At 43.7% G+C, this 16,210-nt stretch carries 13 protein-coding genes; 5 read left to right on the top strand and 8 right to left on the bottom strand.

Annotated elements, in window-relative coordinates:
• Positions 1 to 47 precede the first annotated feature (47 nt).
• From DXX92_RS12620 to DXX92_RS12610, 3 genes are all read left to right on the top strand, one after another.
• Positions 48 to 755, top strand: a complete 708-nt coding sequence (locus DXX92_RS12620) for a response regulator transcription factor (protein ID WP_116000762.1) — start codon at positions 48 to 50, stop codon at positions 753 to 755.
• On the top strand, positions 752 to 2,077 hold the full coding sequence (locus DXX92_RS12615; RefSeq protein ID WP_116000761.1) for an ATP-binding protein: 1,326 nt from the start codon (positions 752 to 754) through the stop codon (positions 2,075 to 2,077). Before DXX92_RS12620 ends, DXX92_RS12615 begins: the two co-directional genes overlap by 4 nt.
• A gap of 169 nt (positions 2,078 to 2,246) precedes the next feature.
• Positions 2,247 to 2,795, top strand: coding sequence for a PepSY domain-containing protein (locus DXX92_RS12610; protein ID WP_116000760.1), 549 nt, complete (start codon positions 2,247 to 2,249; stop codon positions 2,793 to 2,795).
• 27 nt (positions 2,796 to 2,822) lie between these two features.
• Here the strand turns inward: DXX92_RS12610 and DXX92_RS12605 are convergent, their stop codons facing one another.
• The 5 genes from DXX92_RS12605 to DXX92_RS12585 form a co-directional block, all read right to left on the bottom strand.
• Positions 2,823 to 3,434: a uracil-DNA glycosylase family protein gene (locus DXX92_RS12605; protein ID WP_116000759.1), complete on the bottom strand. Its 612-nt coding sequence runs from the start codon at positions 3,432 to 3,434 to the stop codon at positions 2,823 to 2,825.
• Positions 3,435 to 3,494: 60 nt separating this feature from the next.
• Positions 3,495 to 3,719: a helix-turn-helix transcriptional regulator gene (locus DXX92_RS12600; protein WP_181901754.1), complete on the bottom strand. Its 225-nt coding sequence runs from the start codon at positions 3,717 to 3,719 to the stop codon at positions 3,495 to 3,497.
• Positions 3,720 to 3,725: 6 nt separating this feature from the next.
• Positions 3,726 to 4,184 carry a hypothetical protein gene (locus DXX92_RS12595; protein ID WP_116000757.1) on the bottom strand — a complete coding sequence of 153 codons (459 nt, stop codon included), beginning with the start codon at positions 4,182 to 4,184 and terminating at the stop codon, positions 3,726 to 3,728.
• Positions 4,185 to 4,342: 158 nt separating this feature from the next.
• Positions 4,343 to 4,879, bottom strand: a complete 537-nt coding sequence (locus DXX92_RS12590; protein WP_116000756.1) for a PEP-CTERM sorting domain-containing protein — start codon at positions 4,877 to 4,879, stop codon at positions 4,343 to 4,345.
• Between the two features lie 84 nt (positions 4,880 to 4,963).
• Positions 4,964 to 8,053 carry a S8 family serine peptidase gene (locus DXX92_RS12585; RefSeq protein WP_181901753.1) on the bottom strand — a complete coding sequence of 1,030 codons (3,090 nt, stop codon included), beginning with the start codon at positions 8,051 to 8,053 and terminating at the stop codon, positions 4,964 to 4,966.
• Positions 8,054 to 8,459: 406 nt separating this feature from the next.
• On the opposite strand from DXX92_RS12585, the gene rsuA reads away from it, so the two are divergent.
• Together rsuA and lepB are read left to right on the top strand one after the other, a co-directional pair.
• Positions 8,460 to 9,152 (top strand): 16S rRNA pseudouridine(516) synthase RsuA, encoded by a 693-nt coding sequence (gene rsuA / locus DXX92_RS12580; RefSeq protein WP_116000754.1) that lies wholly within the window; start codon positions 8,460 to 8,462, stop codon positions 9,150 to 9,152.
• Between the two features lie 263 nt (positions 9,153 to 9,415).
• Entirely contained in the window at positions 9,416 to 10,102 is a 687-nt protein-coding gene (lepB, locus tag DXX92_RS12575; RefSeq protein WP_116000753.1) for a signal peptidase I, read from the top strand.
• Positions 10,103 to 10,536: 434 nt separating this feature from the next.
• Here lepB and DXX92_RS12570 read toward each other — a convergent pair whose 3' ends face one another.
• The 3 genes from DXX92_RS12570 to mfd form a co-directional block, all read right to left on the bottom strand.
• The gene (locus tag DXX92_RS12570) at positions 10,537 to 10,827 is read right to left on the bottom strand and encodes a DUF1244 domain-containing protein (RefSeq protein ID WP_116009965.1); all 291 of its coding nucleotides are present in this window, start codon (positions 10,825 to 10,827) and stop codon (positions 10,537 to 10,539) included.
• 4 nt (positions 10,828 to 10,831) lie between these two features.
• Entirely contained in the window at positions 10,832 to 12,586 is a 1,755-nt protein-coding gene (locus DXX92_RS12565) for a CsiV family protein (RefSeq protein WP_116000751.1), read from the bottom strand.
• A 74-nt stretch (positions 12,587 to 12,660) separates the two neighbouring features.
• Positions 12,661 to 16,167 (bottom strand): transcription-repair coupling factor, encoded by a 3,507-nt coding sequence (gene mfd / locus DXX92_RS12560; protein WP_116000750.1) that lies wholly within the window; start codon positions 16,165 to 16,167, stop codon positions 12,661 to 12,663.
• Positions 16,168 to 16,210: the final 43 nt, after the last annotated feature.

Raw genomic sequence — 16,210 nt, 5'->3', positions numbered from 1 at the left:
AGTGTATAGCTGAGTAAAGCCAAGCACAACCACCGATAGAGAACACCATGCCAGCCAGTATTTTAATCATTGAAGATGACAAAGTTGTCAATGAGCTGATCACCAATAACTTGCGTGCCAGTAAATATCGAGTGGTTTCGTGTTTAGATGGCAAGCAAGGGGTGGATTTCGCCATTGGCCAAAACTTCGATTTGATTTTACTCGATATTATGTTGCCGACTATGGATGGTCTGTCTGTACTAAAGCAGGTGCGCAAGCAAAGTTCGACTCCTGTGCTGATGCTAACCGCCCTTGGCAATGAGCAAGACCGCATCGAAGGGCTACGTTTAGGGGCTGATGACTATTTAGCCAAACCTTTTAATATGGAAGAGCTAACGCTGCGAATCGAAGCTATTCTGCGCCGTTATCAGCACAGCCAACAACCGCTGCAAGACAACTCTACAAGTTATCGGGCACTGAATAAACGTGTGCCAGAGCTAACAGCCATTGAGCTTGATATAGCCAAATTGCTTGCTGAACATGCGGCAACTGCACTGAGCAAACCCTATCTTTATCAGGTGATTCTGCATAAGGAATTTGGTCGTTACGATCGTACGCTTGATATGCATATTTCCAATATTCGCAAGAAATTCAAGCGTGCTGGTTTAGATCCGACAGTGATTAAAACCGTGCACGGCAAAGGCTATATGTTCACACACTTGCCGGACTTTTCCCTCAGCAATGCGGATATGTCAAATCAATCAGGTGACGCATGAAATTGAAGCTGTTCTGGAAGATTTACTTGAGCATTGCACTGAGCAGTGTTTCGCTGGTTTGGGGCTTGTCATATTTAAGTGAACAAGTAGAGCGCAAAATGAGCTATATTTCGCCAGCAGATCAAGCTCAGCTAATCGCTTATGGCCAGCAAGCGAAAGCAGTTTTTGAAGATAACCCTGCACAACTTAGCGAGTGGGCTAATTGGGTTGAACAGCACGAACAAACGCGGCTAGTTGTGGTGCGTATGGAACCTAACTGGTTGCAAGGCCAAGAGCATGCTGACTATATTGGCGAGGAAGTTAATTTCGGCCGTGGTGTGCACTGGCCCATTCATTTAGAGCACGAGCAAAACCCTATTATTGACGTGCCAATAGGTGTACAAGATTATCATTTACTGATCCAACTGCCACAGCGCATGCGCCCAGGCGCGCATTGGCAGCTGATCCATTTGAGTATTACCATATTGTTGCCACTGCTATTAGTGGCGGTACTAAGCTACTTTATTTATCGCCATATCATTAAACCGCTAGAGGCTTTGCATACAGATACTACGAAATTTAGGGCGGGTAACTTTGATACTAGGGCGTCGGTAAATGCCGCTAATCGACATGATGAAATTGGCCAACTTGCGCTCAGCTTTAATCATATGGCAGACAGCATTGCGGAGCTACTAAGTAGCCAGCGCCAACTGATCGCGGACATTTCACATGAGCTGCGCACGCCGATCACTCGTTTGCGTTTAACATTAGACAGCCAATACCAGCCAGCACAAATGTATGAGCGTATCGAACGAGAAATTAACTGCATGGCAGACCTGGTCGAAGATACCTTAACGCTCGCTTGGCTCGACAATGAAAAACCAGAGCTTAATCAAGAAGACGTCGATCTCGTGGCCTTAATTGAAAGCATTGCCGAGGATGCCAAGTTTGAATTTCCAAATCACCCGCTAGCACTCGACTTAACAAGTGAATGTATGGTTTGTAACAGCAATCACCGCGCGTTGGGGCAGTCGATTGAAAACATTGTGCGTAATGCCATGAAGTACACGCCAATTGATGCGGGCATTCGCATTAGTTGTCGCCAGCATGAGGGCCAAGTACTTATCGAGATTAAAGACCAAGGGCCCGGTGTACCAGCGGCGCAACTCGAAGATATCTTTAAGCCCTTCGTTCGCCTCGACAAATCGAGGGATCGTGACAGTGGCGGCTATGGTCTAGGCCTCGCATTGGCTAGACGCCAAATAAAAGCGGTCGGCGGTAGCTTAGAAGCCAGTAATAATCTACCACATGGCTTGGTGATGACAATTAGTCTTAGTCCATGACGTTATGTCCATAACTGGTGTCCATGACCCGATAAAACTATCTAACTGAGCTGCCGTCACTAATTCAGTAACGATTTATCACCCAAATTACACAACGATTACCGCAGATAGGCTGTTTTGCTTGGCAGTCTTGAGCATTTTATTAACTTAATAAGAGTAATAATTACCTATGAAAGCAAAAATCCGTTTGCTATGGATGAAACTCCATGCCTATTTTTCTTGTTTCTTCTTGCCTTTGACCTTAGTTTACATTGTCTCCGGTGTGCTTTATATGTTCGATATTACCGGCGAGGTGAAACAAGAGTACAGCTACCCCATCGCCGTTAAGGAGTGGCCTAAAAACGAGGAAAGTGCCGCTCAAATTGTGGTTCCTTTACTTGCGAAATACGAGCATTTATCACTACCTGAAGACTATTCAAAGCGCGGCGGTGGTCATAACTGGTATGGACAAAAGCAACAAGTATCACTCAAGCTCGATAAAGAAAATCAAACAAGCCAATTGATAGTTAAAGAATATGATGTTTGGCGCCAAATGTTAATGATTCACAAAGGCTATGCAGGTTATATTTTCTGGCTATTGGGTATTTTATTTGGTGTTAGTTTAACCTTTAGCCTAATTAGTGGTGTGGTGATTAGTTTGCAATTACCGCAGTTGAAAAAGCAGTCAGTAGTGATGTTGGCGGCAGGCACAGTGACCTTAGTTGGACTGTTTATTTAGCGCTAGCTGCCACATGCTAGTTAGTTATTAATTAGTTATGGCTGATAGAACCCGTTGTTTTAGCAGAGGTATTACTTCCTGCTCAAACCACGGGTTTTTCTTTAACCAAAGATTATTACGTGGGCTTGGATGAGGTAGGGCAATGACCTGATGGTCAAATAGCAGTTCGTGACATTTGACGATTTCAGTTAAGTTTTTCGCTGAGGCGATACTATCGCCAATACTTGGCGTTAATCTCGCTAGGTGCCAATCGAGCGCGTATTTACCTAAAAGGATCGTTAACTCGATATTTTTCATCTCAGCCAGCAAAGGTTCACGCCAAGTTTGTGCGCACCGAGGGATTGGCGGCAAATCCCCAGATTTTCCTTTACCCGGATAACAAAATCCCATCGGCACTATGGCGAATTTGTCAGGGTTATAAAACTGCTCACGATTGACGCCCAACCAGTCCCGCAGACGTTCACCACTTTTATCATCAAAAGGACGGCCTTTGTCATGGGTGACTTGCCCAGGTGCTTGCCCTGCCACCAAAATACGGCTGTGCTGACTGGCCTGCAAGATAGGTTTCGCAGGCAGGGGCAATTGCTCTTGGCATAGTGTGCATTGCTCAATTTGGATTAATAGCTGAGTTATTGTCATTATTGTTTAACGTTGAAAGTTTAATCTTGCTGATGAACGGTGCCGCTATTAGCCAAAATATCAATCAATAGCCGTCGCAGATTGGTATTGAAAAACATCATTAATACCAACATTAAAAACATCGGCTATTTTAAAGGCGACTTCCAGAGATGGTGAATATTTGTTTTTCTCAATCGCGACTATCGTTTGTCTTGATACCCCGACAGCGTCAGCTAAGGCTTGTTGTGTCATTTCACTGTTATTAAAGCGAAGCCTACGGATATCGTTGGAAATTGTTTTTTTCATTATCAGTTAACAGCCTTTCTGATACAGCCAAATTTGTCGAATACTTTTGGCACAATCGCTGATCAGAAATCCAATAAAGAGAAAGTGTATAAAATTAACCGAGTCGGCTACTGAGGCAATCGCGAGTGGTTTAGTCGACAGTGAGCCACCCCACCACCAAATTAGTAACAATGCCATAACTAGCGTTAATCCAAAATAACCAGTTTGATCGCCATATAAGCCAATAAGCTTGTCGCGTTCATCATCACCTTGCAATGCTTCTTTATGGTTGATGGCGGCAACAATAATCATTAACACGGCGAAAATAACACCACAGGTAATCAAATTTTGTATAACTAGGTTAATGATTTCTGCTTCTTCTACTGGCTGCTTACTCGCTAGCTTATTAGTGCCCAACAAGTAAAAGCCGAGGATCAGTAAATTTGTGACAATTGTGAGCAGCGAAACTTTCATCTTAAATGGCATTACGAATTCCCTATGTAAAAAATATTAGACATAGATAATTTAGTTGTTGGTTAACTTGGTGTCAAATATATTTAACATTGTGTAAGCTATTCTAGATATGGCTTCATAAAAAAAGGAGCATAAATGCTCCTTTGATTGTGTGTGGCAACACCGTTTAGTTATTGCGCACGGCGACGTATTCTCAACATTGCTAAGGCAGATAAGAATAAGGCAGCCATTGCTGGCTCAGGAATCGCTTGGCCAAAACTAATATCGCCAGTAAATGCAATGCCATTAACATCTTCACCTGCGACAAAACCCGGACCAAACTCTAGACTAAGGCCGCCTGATTCTAGGAAGGCTTCTAAAATATCAATACCGCCAAGTAACTCAGTTGGATCAGCAAGAAATGCTAGCGGGCCAAAAGGGTCAACGTCATCTAGTGAACTAAAAGTGAAAGCACCAAAGGTGACTTCGAAGAAAAAGTCACTGTCGATTGCCGTTGAAATATCACCAAATCCATTCGGATCTAAGTTTGATGGGTTATAGGTGATTGAGCCGACAACACCAGAAAAACCATCTGCGATACCAAACAAATTGCCAGGTTCTGCAACTACGTTATCAACAATAATATCTTGCATAATTTTGGCTTGGCTAGTTGCGCTGATAAGCATCAACATAACGGCAGCAATTATTAGAGAGATTTTTTTATTCATTTTATTTCCTCATTAATTATAAATAGAGCTTATTCTGTCGGTAGAGCGCAGCATATGCTGCGCTGCTGAACCGAAATTACTGACTTATTGGCTAGACAAGTCGATTAATGTAAAGCCTATGTCTGTGCCATCTTGGTCAACAAGAGAAACACCACCTAAGTAGTTTTTGCCAGCTGCTAGGTTTCTAAACAGCATGTACATACTTGCTGTTCTACCATTTCTAGCTGCACGGCGAATTAAGGTGCGCATATTGCCGTTGTCAGTATCAACTTGATACACATTCAGTGGGTAATCGGTCACACCTGAGCTACCTGCGTTCCAAGCATGTACATAAACACGATAACTGACGCCGTCATCAATGCTTTTCGGTTGTACAAGGGTGATAACTTCGTTAGAAGTAGCGGTAGTTGATGAGTCAATCTCTTCGCAACTATCCTCACCTGTACACTCAAATAGGAATAAGTCGAGATCTGCATTAACATCAGACAGCTGGGCATTTTGTAGCGTAAAGCGAATAGCTTTAGTTGATGCAGGAAGCTGGAAGTCGTGAATGCCTAATCCTGTATCGCTTTCATCAAAGCTTTGATCCGGATCTTGCGTTGCCTGACCAGGCAATTGCTGAGGCTCTTGCATACCGTGGCTTTGTGCATATATTTCGCCGTCATAGTAGAATTGTACTGGCATAATAATGCGATGGTTAGCGCTACTAAAACTATCAACCATTTCTGCAGCAATATCAATTGCTGGTGGTTCAACTGGCTCGACAACGATTGGGCTGTAGACGCTATTGGTGCCGTTTGACCAAGTAATGCTACCAAAAGCGTATTGATCCCAAACTGCCTGTTGATTCTGTGCTAATAGCAGTCTGTATGCGACAGTATCATCTGCAGGGATAGTCATTGAATTGGTGGTTACCCACGCGCCATCAACAAATACTTGAACAGTTACGTCAACGCCTGTCGGAGCGACAACGCTTGCTGTGTATGTTGATTCACTGCCTGTAACATCTGTTGCATATCGGATTGCCGCTTCTGGCAAGCCTAATTCTGAAACTGCAATTGACGGGTGGTTAAAGTTACTACCTGGCAAATAACCAAAATCAGGTAAAATTCCACAGATGCCAGCAATGCCTGTCGCGTTGTTCATAAAGTTTTCAATGAAAACAACTTCGTCATCTTTACCACAAACAAAGCCTGCATAGTCAAACTGATTAGCGTCATAAATAAAGCCCGGAGAAACTGCTGCATTAGGAACTACATGCCCTGAGCCAAAATCAAGTGAATCGCCTGGTGTGCTGCCGTCTTCTTTTAGTACATTTTGTCTTGCTGTTGTCATAATTGCTGAACGCATTGCTGCAGGGCTCCAACTAGGATGTTGCTCTTTGATAAGGGCTGCGATACCTGCAATATGAGGGCTAGACATTGATGTACCTTGAAGATATTGGAAGGTATCACCAGTTACATTTGCTGCTAGTATTTGTAACCCTGGAGCAGTGATGTCTGGCACTAATAAATCAGCATCAGCAAGACTTGGCCCACGCGAGCTAAAGTTAGCCATAATGTTTCCTGTGACACTACTTTGCGTTTGAATACTTGCAGAGAAGGTTACGTTAACATTTTGACCACCTGTTAAATCTGCAGCTAGTGCTAAGCCATCTGTATTTCCTACCATAAACGCAGGAATTGTTGGAGCAGGGCTAATCGTACCGCCCATCGCAAATGGGGCACCACCAGGCTGATTGTTGTACACGATGACACCAGTTGCACCAGCCGCCTCAGCATTGGCGATTTTCGTGGTAAAGCCACACGAGCCACGACTAACTAATGCAATTTTCCCGGCTATATCAGCTGGGTTTGTGAACGCACTACAGCCTTCAACGGGTAATGAGGCGGCGATATCTTGAGTAAGGTCAGGTAAACCTGACATTGCTGGAGTAAAACTCGCTTCAGCTGCGATTAACGTTGTGCCTGAAAGCGAGCCAGAGTTAATTTGAACACCCTGTGCAGGCACTGTACCGTCGTAAGATGAGGCGCCAACATTGGTAACCCAAGGCACAGGCATACCTACTGTGCCAGCACCTGGGCCATCGTTGCCCGCCGACGTAGCGACAAAGACACCACCATTAGTTGCTGATAAAAAAGCAACTGCTGGAGAGGTCATTAAAAATTCTGTGCTACCACTGATAGAGTAGTTTATCACGTCAACACCGTCAGCAACCGCTGCTTCGATAGCTGCTGAAGTATCACTACTAAAACAACTACCGCGGGTGCCACCACCAATCACAAAGTCCCAACACGCTTTATAAGCCGCGACACGAGCACGCGGTGCCATACCACGAGCAGCACCAGCATCTTGACCGTTTACTACGGAGTTGCTAAGCGCGTTACCTGCTGCTGTTCCCGCAACATGTGAGCCGTGGCCGTCAATATCTCGTGGTGAAAAAACCTCATAATCAGCAAAGTTAAGGCCTGCGTTTACTAATGCTGCGCTAATACCAGCATTGAAGTATTTCGCCCCAATGAGCTTGTTGTTACAGGCAAATGTGTCGTCCGTATTGATATCACAAGAACCATTCCAACCTTGATCGGCGCCAAATGCTGAGTAGCCAGTGCCATCAAAACTTGGGTGGTTAGGGTTGATACCTGAGTCAACAATACCAACCACAACATCTTCGCCTAAGGTGCCAGTGTCATGAAGCCCACCAGGTGTGGTCAAATTTAAAAACTGAGGTGTATTAGCTGTGTCTAACGTTAACATTTCGTCAGGCCAAATATGGAGTACATCTGGATGACTTTTAAGCGTCTCTAACTGTTTATCAGTTAATTTTACAGTAACACCATTGAAAGTGTGACCGTACTGATACACAGGTTCAGGTAAACTAGATGACGAAATAAATGCTCGTTGTTTTGCGTGCAGTTGAGCTACATAGCTGCGATTGGTTTCACTTTGGGCATTGTATCTTGCTTGACTAGCTGGTACTCCGCGGCTCGGGATGTCGGCAGTTGCCATTGCATTATCAATCGCTGAAGGGTCTTTTAGTTGGATAATATAAAGCCCTTTGAGCTTAGTTTTTACTTCTTCATCAGTAGCAGGGTTAGGTGTGGCATAAGTGGTACTTGCTATTAAGCCAGCAGCCATAACGAAGCTAGCACAAACAGTATTGCGATATTTCATTATGTTTCCTTTTATCATTATTGTGGTAACTGAAACTTGAGTACAATTTGCTTTTAGTGAAGCAAACGCCTGTCATCACTCATCACATTTCAGCAAAGAACCAAAAGCAATTATTAATCCAATTGTAAAAACTATGTAAACAGTGTGTATTTATTATGTTTTTAAACGGTTTGGTCGCCTTAAGTACAAAAAGAAAAAAGAGGGGGCAACAAAGATGTAAATAAGTTTGACGTATAGACTGGTTAACATTTATGTAAATATTTTTATACGACAATTGAAGAAATATAATATGGTACAATAGTTTAATTGTTAGCTTAGAAGTACGAGTGTTTATCTATTACCTGTATTTTTATTATTTAGCTGGTGAATAACTGTAAATATTTATGACAGAGGCCATGTAGAGTTTGTGAGATTAGATAAATATATCTGTAAAAGCACTGAGTTAACCCGTAATGAAGCGAAGAAGCTGCTAAAAAGTGGCGAAGTACGGGTTGATGGTGAAGTGATAAAAAATGGTGCCTTTAAAGTTGCGGATGGTGCTGAGGTGACCATTGAAGGTGAGCAACTTAGCCTGATTGGTCAGCGCTATATTATGATGAATAAGCCGCAAGATACGATTTGCTCGAACGTTGATGAAATGCACCCTTCTTTGCTGCATTTTCTCGAAATTGATCGTGCCTTTGAACTGCATATTGCCGGCCGTTTAGATGCCGATACCACGGGCTTAGTGTTAATTACAGATGACGGTAAATGGTCACACAATATTATCTCGCCAAAGAAACAGTGCGAAAAAACGTATCGCGTTTGGTTAGCTGAGCCAGTCACCGATGAGGTAGCAGAAAAATTTGCCGAAGGATTGCAACTACATGGTGAAAATCAGCTCACCCTGCCAGCTAAACTTGAAATGATTGATGAGCGAGAAGTGCTGCTGACTATAGTTGAAGGTAAATATCACCAAGTTAAGCGGATGTTTGCTGCCGTTGGCAATCATGTTGAGGCGTTGCATCGTGAGCGCATTGGTGGCATTACTTTAGATGATGATTTGATGCTAGGTGAGTGGCGTTACTTAACCGAGCAGGAAATAGCCTTGTTTCTTTAACATGCCGGTAATTTGCGAAGATTCACGCAACGTGCCAGCCAAATGTTACAAAATATAATGATGCGGAACTTAATGGGAGTGATTGAGTCCTAACTTGAGTATTTATTTCAATTGATAGTGCTGCTAGCTGATTGATTAAAAATACGATTTTTTTCATTTACAGTACTCTAAGTCGCCGTATCTAATGCGACATTTATTCAGGCGCTTGACGGTGCATTTGATTAGAAAAGAGTAAACTGATTCGTTATTAAAAAGGACTCGTAATGACTAGGAAACTTGGCTCTTCTTTTAAGGTATGGCTCAAAGAAAATCGTTTATTTTTCGTTTTTATCGCATTGATGTGTGTGTTTCGCAGTGCGGTAGCAGACTGGAACGATGTACCTACGGGCTCAATGAAGCCGACTATCGTTGAAGGTGATCGCATCTTTATCAATAAAATGGCCTATGACTTACGGGTGCCATTTACCCATATTTCACTAGTGAAAACCGGTGAGCCAGCTTACGGTGATATTGTTATTTTCGACTCTAAAGCGGCAGATAATCGCCTGGTTAAGCGGGTGATTGGCTTACCCGGTGATACCGTGTCGATGATCGATAATCGCGTATTTATTAATGAACAGCCGTCAAACTATAAAATAGTCGATACTTCAAATACAGTTAATGACTATATAGAGCAGCCTAGCCATGCAAGCAGCAAACAGCACTTTGTTCGCACCTCTAACACCAAACGAGCATTTGATAGTTTTAATCAAGTGACAGTGCCTAAAGGGCATTACTTAGTATTAGGCGATAACCGAGATAACAGCGCTGACTCACGTTTTATTGGCTTTGTGCCTCGTCGTGAAATTGTCGGTAAAAGTGAGCATGTAGCTTTTTCACTGAACTATGACAACTATTATTTGCCACGATTAGAGCGTTTCTTTCAACCGCTTGATCCGGAACAAACTTAGGGCAGACGAATAACTAAGGCTAGTTATGCAACTTCGCTATGACAGTATCGCAATGGAAAAGGAATACTTGAACTGAAACATTCGAAAGGGAGTGGTTAGATGAGGGCGTTGGTGATATTGCTCTGCGGAGTTATGGCTGTTATTTGTTATTGGCTTGGCTTCGACAAGGGTATTCTGTTAGTAGTAGGCGCTGGTATGTTGTTCGAGTTTTTATTTTGGCTAGGACTAATAGGCTGCGAAGACCAAGACTTCGGCAGTTAGGTCAATTGCTAAATTTATAGTGTCTTACGCAGTTCACTTTATGCTGCATTGTTTGATGCACTAAAAAACAGGAGCAAGCTCCTGTTTTTATTCTCTTAATTTAGAGTCTTAATTTATAGAGTTAATTTTTGAACTTTACTCGTTAAGCTCTGTTTTAAATTTAACTCGTTAAGTTATTTCTTTGGGTTTAACTCGTTAAACTTAGCCAACTGCTCTGGCGTGGCTGGTGTTTGGTGCTTCTCTTTCCATTCGCTGTAGGGCATGCCGTAAACACTTTCACGTGCAGTATCAATATCTACTTCTACGCCTAACTTCTCTGCTTCAGCCACTGTCCACTTAGAAAAGCAGTTACGGCAAAAGCCAGCTAAGTTCATTAATTCAATATTTTGCACGTCTTTGCGGCTATCTAAATGCGCTAATAAACGGCGAAATACCGCTGCTTGGATCTCAATTTCTTTATCCATTGTTTTACTCATTCTCTGTCTTGGTTTCTGGTACAGGTGGTTTATAACGGCGAATTTGCACCACCATACCCATATACGGGTGATCGAAATAGTGTACTTCTTTACTGATCACACGTTTATTCTGGCTAAACGGGATCAGTTTATAGGTAAATTTATCTGCGTCAGTCACTTGTTCGCTAGAACCCCTTTCAGCGAGTTCATCTGCTGTGTAAGGTACAGCGACGTTAAAGTCTGCGGTGATAAACAAATAGTGATTAAGGTGTAGTCTAAACAGGCCATCAAGCAGCCAGTCTTGATTTGGTGATGTAGGCTCAACTAATACCTGTTCTGCTAGTTGTTTTTCTGAGAAGGCGCTTTCACCTGAATTTTCATCTAAACCTAGCGTGCTAGTGTCTGGATTATCGATATCTGCTAGCACAGATTCCAGCGTAAATGCTTCTTCATCTAGTTGCTGATAAATGCTTGCCAGTAGCGCCGCTTGTTGATTATTAATGGCAAGTTCAGCGTTGTTGATGTCATCAACCGCGCTTTCATCTGCCAATGACAATTGCTCCGCCAATGCTTTTAACGACAATTGTGATTGATAATCCGCTTTTGCTTGGCGATATTGCTCTTGGTAGTGATCACCCGCAAATAAACGAATGGCTGGTTCTAGAGCAGGCTTTTTACGATTGGTGAGAGGCTGTCGCCAACCAAGGTGTAGCAAAGGTTTAAAATTCTTGCTGCGTCTAAGCTGTAGCGCGATATCTTTTAATTTTAGTGAGTCGGCATCAATTAAATACGGGGCGTTGCTGTAAACAAATTCATTGCCATCAACTCGGCCCGTAAAATTGTCCATTGGAATAACAACTGAGTTTTCGTTATCGGCATTGTTATCCGCAATTTGGCTTAACGCATAGTAATCGTGAATTGTGCTTTCAGCATTGGTGATAATCGGCTGGCACAGTGCCTCTTCTGAAGTAGTAACTTGCTGGTAATCAAATACAAACTCAGGCGCTGTAAATACTTGTTCTGCGTCAGCGACTAAGGCTAACTCTTGCTCAGTAAGAGGAATAATTTCTTCAACTAACCCTAGGTCATTTGAAAGAGTCTCGATTGAGTTTGGAAATTCACTAGCATTGCTAGCGTCATTACTAACAGTGCTATCTTGTGCAAAGGTATCAGCTGCTAAATTACCTTCATCTTCTGGCAGCAGCTGGTTGCTAAGCTCATCATCTACCAGTGTTTCGGGCAGTGTTTCGGTTATGGTGGCTTGCTCAGCCTTAGCTAAAGCTATTGAGCTATTCTCTAGCTCTGGCGTTAATTCTGGGGTTAAATCGGACTCTAACTCAGTCCCTAAGTTTGACTCAATTAATGAATCAAACGCCGCTTCTTCCGTTGATAGCTGATCAATTTCATCTAACGATTTTGCGTGATGCAGTGCAGGCAGGCTGACTTTTGCTTGCCAGCCCGGCGCATATGCTCGACCTTCACAACTTGGCAGCAACAGCTCCAAAGTTGAGGTATCAGGTTGCAGGTAGGGCGTTAGCAAGTCGATAACTTGGCGATAACGTGGCAGTGACGCTTGACCAGAAAAGTTCTCATTGAGCTGCGCTTTATCGCCAAGCTGACTAAACAAGATCACCTCAACTTCAAACCAGCGTTTGTCGATTTTTCTGGCCGCAAAACTGGGGGCGCTTAACAGCATAGCCGCCACAGGCAAGAGCGCACACGTTGGCTTAATTATTGTTTTGAGCGGCGCTAATTTCTTGTTGAGCATACTACTTGGCTAACCACAGGTTTATTGCAAACAGAGGCAAAGTTATCATCATAAAGCTATCATAACAGAGCTTACTAGTGCTTGGTAAGCTCTGCTAACACATTGTTTACTAGGCCAAAGCGTTGAGCAGCATCTTCGGTAGCTTTAACAATTTTCAGCTTGTTTGCCCCTTCCATTTTAAACACCTTGGGTTGCTGCTGAATTAGCCCGATAATTTTCATTGGGTCGACTTGGGTGTTATCACTAAACTCAAATGAACCAGAGCTAGCACCAACTTCAATGCGAGAAATCCCTAAGCCCTGTGCTTTTTGCTTTAACTTGGCAATATGAACAAGGTTTTTGGTGGCTTGCGGCAATAGGCCAAAGCGGTCGATAAGCTCTACTTGAATTTCGTCTAATTCAGTTTTGTCTTTACAACTAGCGATACGCTTGTACAAGCTCAGGCGCAGGCTAACATCAAAAATATAATCTTCTGGTAGCAGCGCAGGAATACGCAAATCAACTTCGGTTTGTTTTGCGGTAATATTTTCCAGCGATGGCTCTTTACCGGCCTTAAGGGCGGCAACCGCTTCATCAAGCATTTCCATATAAAGGCTAAAACCCACTTGGCTCATTTGCCCACTTTGATCTTCACCTAGCAGTTCACCTGCGCCGCGAATTTCTAAATCGTGGGTGGCTAGGGTAAAACCAGCGCCTAAGTCTTCCAGTGAGGCAATCGCATCAAGGCGCTTTTTCGCGTCTTTGGTCATGCGCTTTTCATGTGGCGTTAGCAAGTAAGCGTAGGCTTGATGGTGCGAGCGACCAACACGGCCACGCAGCTGATGCAGCTGGGCAAGGCCAAGGTTATCGGCTCTGTCCATCATGATGGTGTTCGCACTTGGCACATCGATACCCGTTTCGATAATCGTGGTACATACCAGCACGTTAAAGCGCTGGTGATAGAAATCGCTCATAATGCGCTCTAGATCGCGCTCACGCATTTGACCATGAGCGGTAACCACTTTGGCTTCTGGCACCAGTGCTTCAATATCACGGGCGGTTTTCTCAATAGTTTCAACATTATTGTGTAGGAAATACACCTGACCACCACGCAGAATCTCACGTAAAATTGACTCGCGAATTAACGCGTCTTCGCGCTGGCGAACAAAGGTTTTCACCGCCAAACGTTTTGCTGGTGGGGTAGCGATAATGGATAAGTCGCGCATACCGCCCATTGCCATATTCAAGGTGCGTGGAATTGGCGTTGCGGTCAGGGTCAGAATATCAATATCACTGCGCAGGCGCTTAATTTGCTCTTTTTGTTTAACGCCGAATCTGTGCTCTTCGTCAACAATCAGCAAGCCTAAGTCTTTATATTTAATGCTGTTTTGCAGTAGCTTATGGGTGCCAATTAAAATATCAATTTGGCCACTTTCTACCTTTTCAATCACGGCGTTTTGCTCTTTCGCGGTTTTAAAGCGCGACAATACTTCAATGGTGACTGGCCAGTTGGCAAAGCGATCACGGAAGTTTTCATAGTGCTGTTGGGCTAATAGGGTAGTTGGTACTAACATCGCCACTTGCTTACCATCGTTAACGGCAACAAAGGCGGCGCGCATCGCCACTTCAGTTTTACCAAAGCCAACATCACCACATACCAAGCGATCCATCGGTTTGTGATCTAGCATATCACCGACCACAGCGTGAATCGCTTGCTCTTGGTCGATCGTTTCTTCAAAGCCAAAACTAGCGGCGAAGGCCAAGTAATCTTCTTTATTGCGCTTAAATTGGTAACCTTGCTTACTGGCGCGTTTGGCGTAAACGTCTAGCAACTCTGCCGCGACATCTTTAACTTTTTCGGCTGCTTTGCGCTTGGCCTTGCTCCACGTATCGTTACCTAGCTTATGCAGCGGTGCTTGTTCTGGATCGTTACCAGAATAGCGGCTGATTAAGTGTAATGATGCAACAGGCACGTAGAGCTTGGCATCGTTGGCATAACTTAAGGTTAAAAATTCGGTAGTTAAACCGCCGGTATCAATCGTTTGCAGGCCAAGGTAGCGACCAATACCGTGGTCGATATGTACTACAGGCTGGCCCGGGCTAAGCTCTGCCAAGTTCTTAAAGATGGCATCCGCTTGATTGTCTTGCGCTTTGGCGCGGCGACGGGTTTGTTTAACGCGATCGCCGAGTAATTCCGTTTCGGTAATTACCGCAATCGCCTGCTTATTGCCGTCCTCATCTAAGGTGAAGAAAAAGCCATTGGTAAGGGTGTTAACGGTAATAGCGGTTGCAGTGTCGCTCTCGATAAACTCGTCAAGCGATTCAACACTTGCAGGTTTGATATTGTGGCGCTTTAACAGTTCAAGCACACTTTCACGGCGGCCTTGTGATTCAGCCACAAATAAAATACGCGCTTTTTTATGCGCTGCAATAAAGGTATCTAAGGCGGCAAATGGTGTTTTTTGTTGATGATCAATCGCCAACTCTGGCAGCGCTTCACAGTTAAATAAATGCTGTGATGGCTTTTTACGCGGGGGTCTTGGCTCAGAAACTGTAATGCGGTCAAAGGGCTTTAGCGCGCTAAATAATTCTTCTACCGATAAAAACAGCTGTGCGGGGGGCAGCAGTGGGCGCGTTGGATCATAACGTCGGTCGTCGTAACGGTATTCAATATCATGCCAGTATTGGCCAAGTGCTTGTTCAATATCACCCATCACAAACGGCAGGGTATTTTGTGGCAGGTAATCAAATAGCGTATTGGTTTGCTCGAAAAACAGTGGCAAATAATACTCGATGCCCGCTGGCATAATGCCATTACTGACTTGGTGGTAAACCGACTCTTTATCTATCGTGCTTTTGAAGTTTTCGCGATATTGACTTCTAAATAAGTTAATGCCGTCTTGATCGGTTGGAAATTCATGAGCTGGCAGTAAGTTAATCTCTTCAACCTTGTCGCTAGAGCGCTGAGTATCTGGATCAAACAGACGAATTTCTTCTATTTCATCATCAAAAAAGTCCAAGCGAAATGGTTGGTTACTGCCCATCGGGAACAAATCTAAAATCGCGCCACGAGCAGAAAATTCACCGTGCTCCATCACTTGGTCAACATGGCGATAACCGCTCGCTTCAAGATCTCGTTTTAGTTCAGGTAAATCTTTACGATCGCCTTTTTTCACCAGTAGCACATTGGCATCAAGGTAAGCTTTCGGTGCTAGACGTTGCACTAACGTGGTCACAGGCACGATGACAATGCCGTGCTCCATACGCGATAAATCGTACAATGTTGCTAAACGCTGCGAAATAATGTCCTGATGCGGCGAAAAGCTGTCGTAAGGCAAGGTTTCCCAGTCGGGAAACAAGCAAATACTGAGTTCGTTTTGGCTGTCTAAACTCAATAATTCATGCTCAAGTCGAATCGCACTTGGGGTGTCATGAGTAATGATTAAAAACGGTTGCTGGCTGCCTTTTTGTGAATTTTTTGAAGCATAGTAAAGCGCCACACTGGCACTGGAGCCTGGTAGGTTAACCCATTCTTTTTTATCAATTTTGCTACTTGAATTTTCGGTAAGTGACGGGGTCAGCAGACTAGTAAAATTACTCATGAAACCTGTATAGTGGATTGTCGAATTGATGGAAAAATTTGAA

Source organism: Thalassotalea euphylliae (genome assembly GCF_003390395.1).
In the GTDB taxonomy this organism is placed as follows: domain Bacteria; phylum Pseudomonadota; class Gammaproteobacteria; order Enterobacterales; family Alteromonadaceae; genus Thalassotalea_F; species Thalassotalea_F euphylliae_C.
The sequence above is the reverse complement of the archived record's forward strand: the minus strand, read 5'-3'. Positions and strand labels throughout refer to the sequence as shown.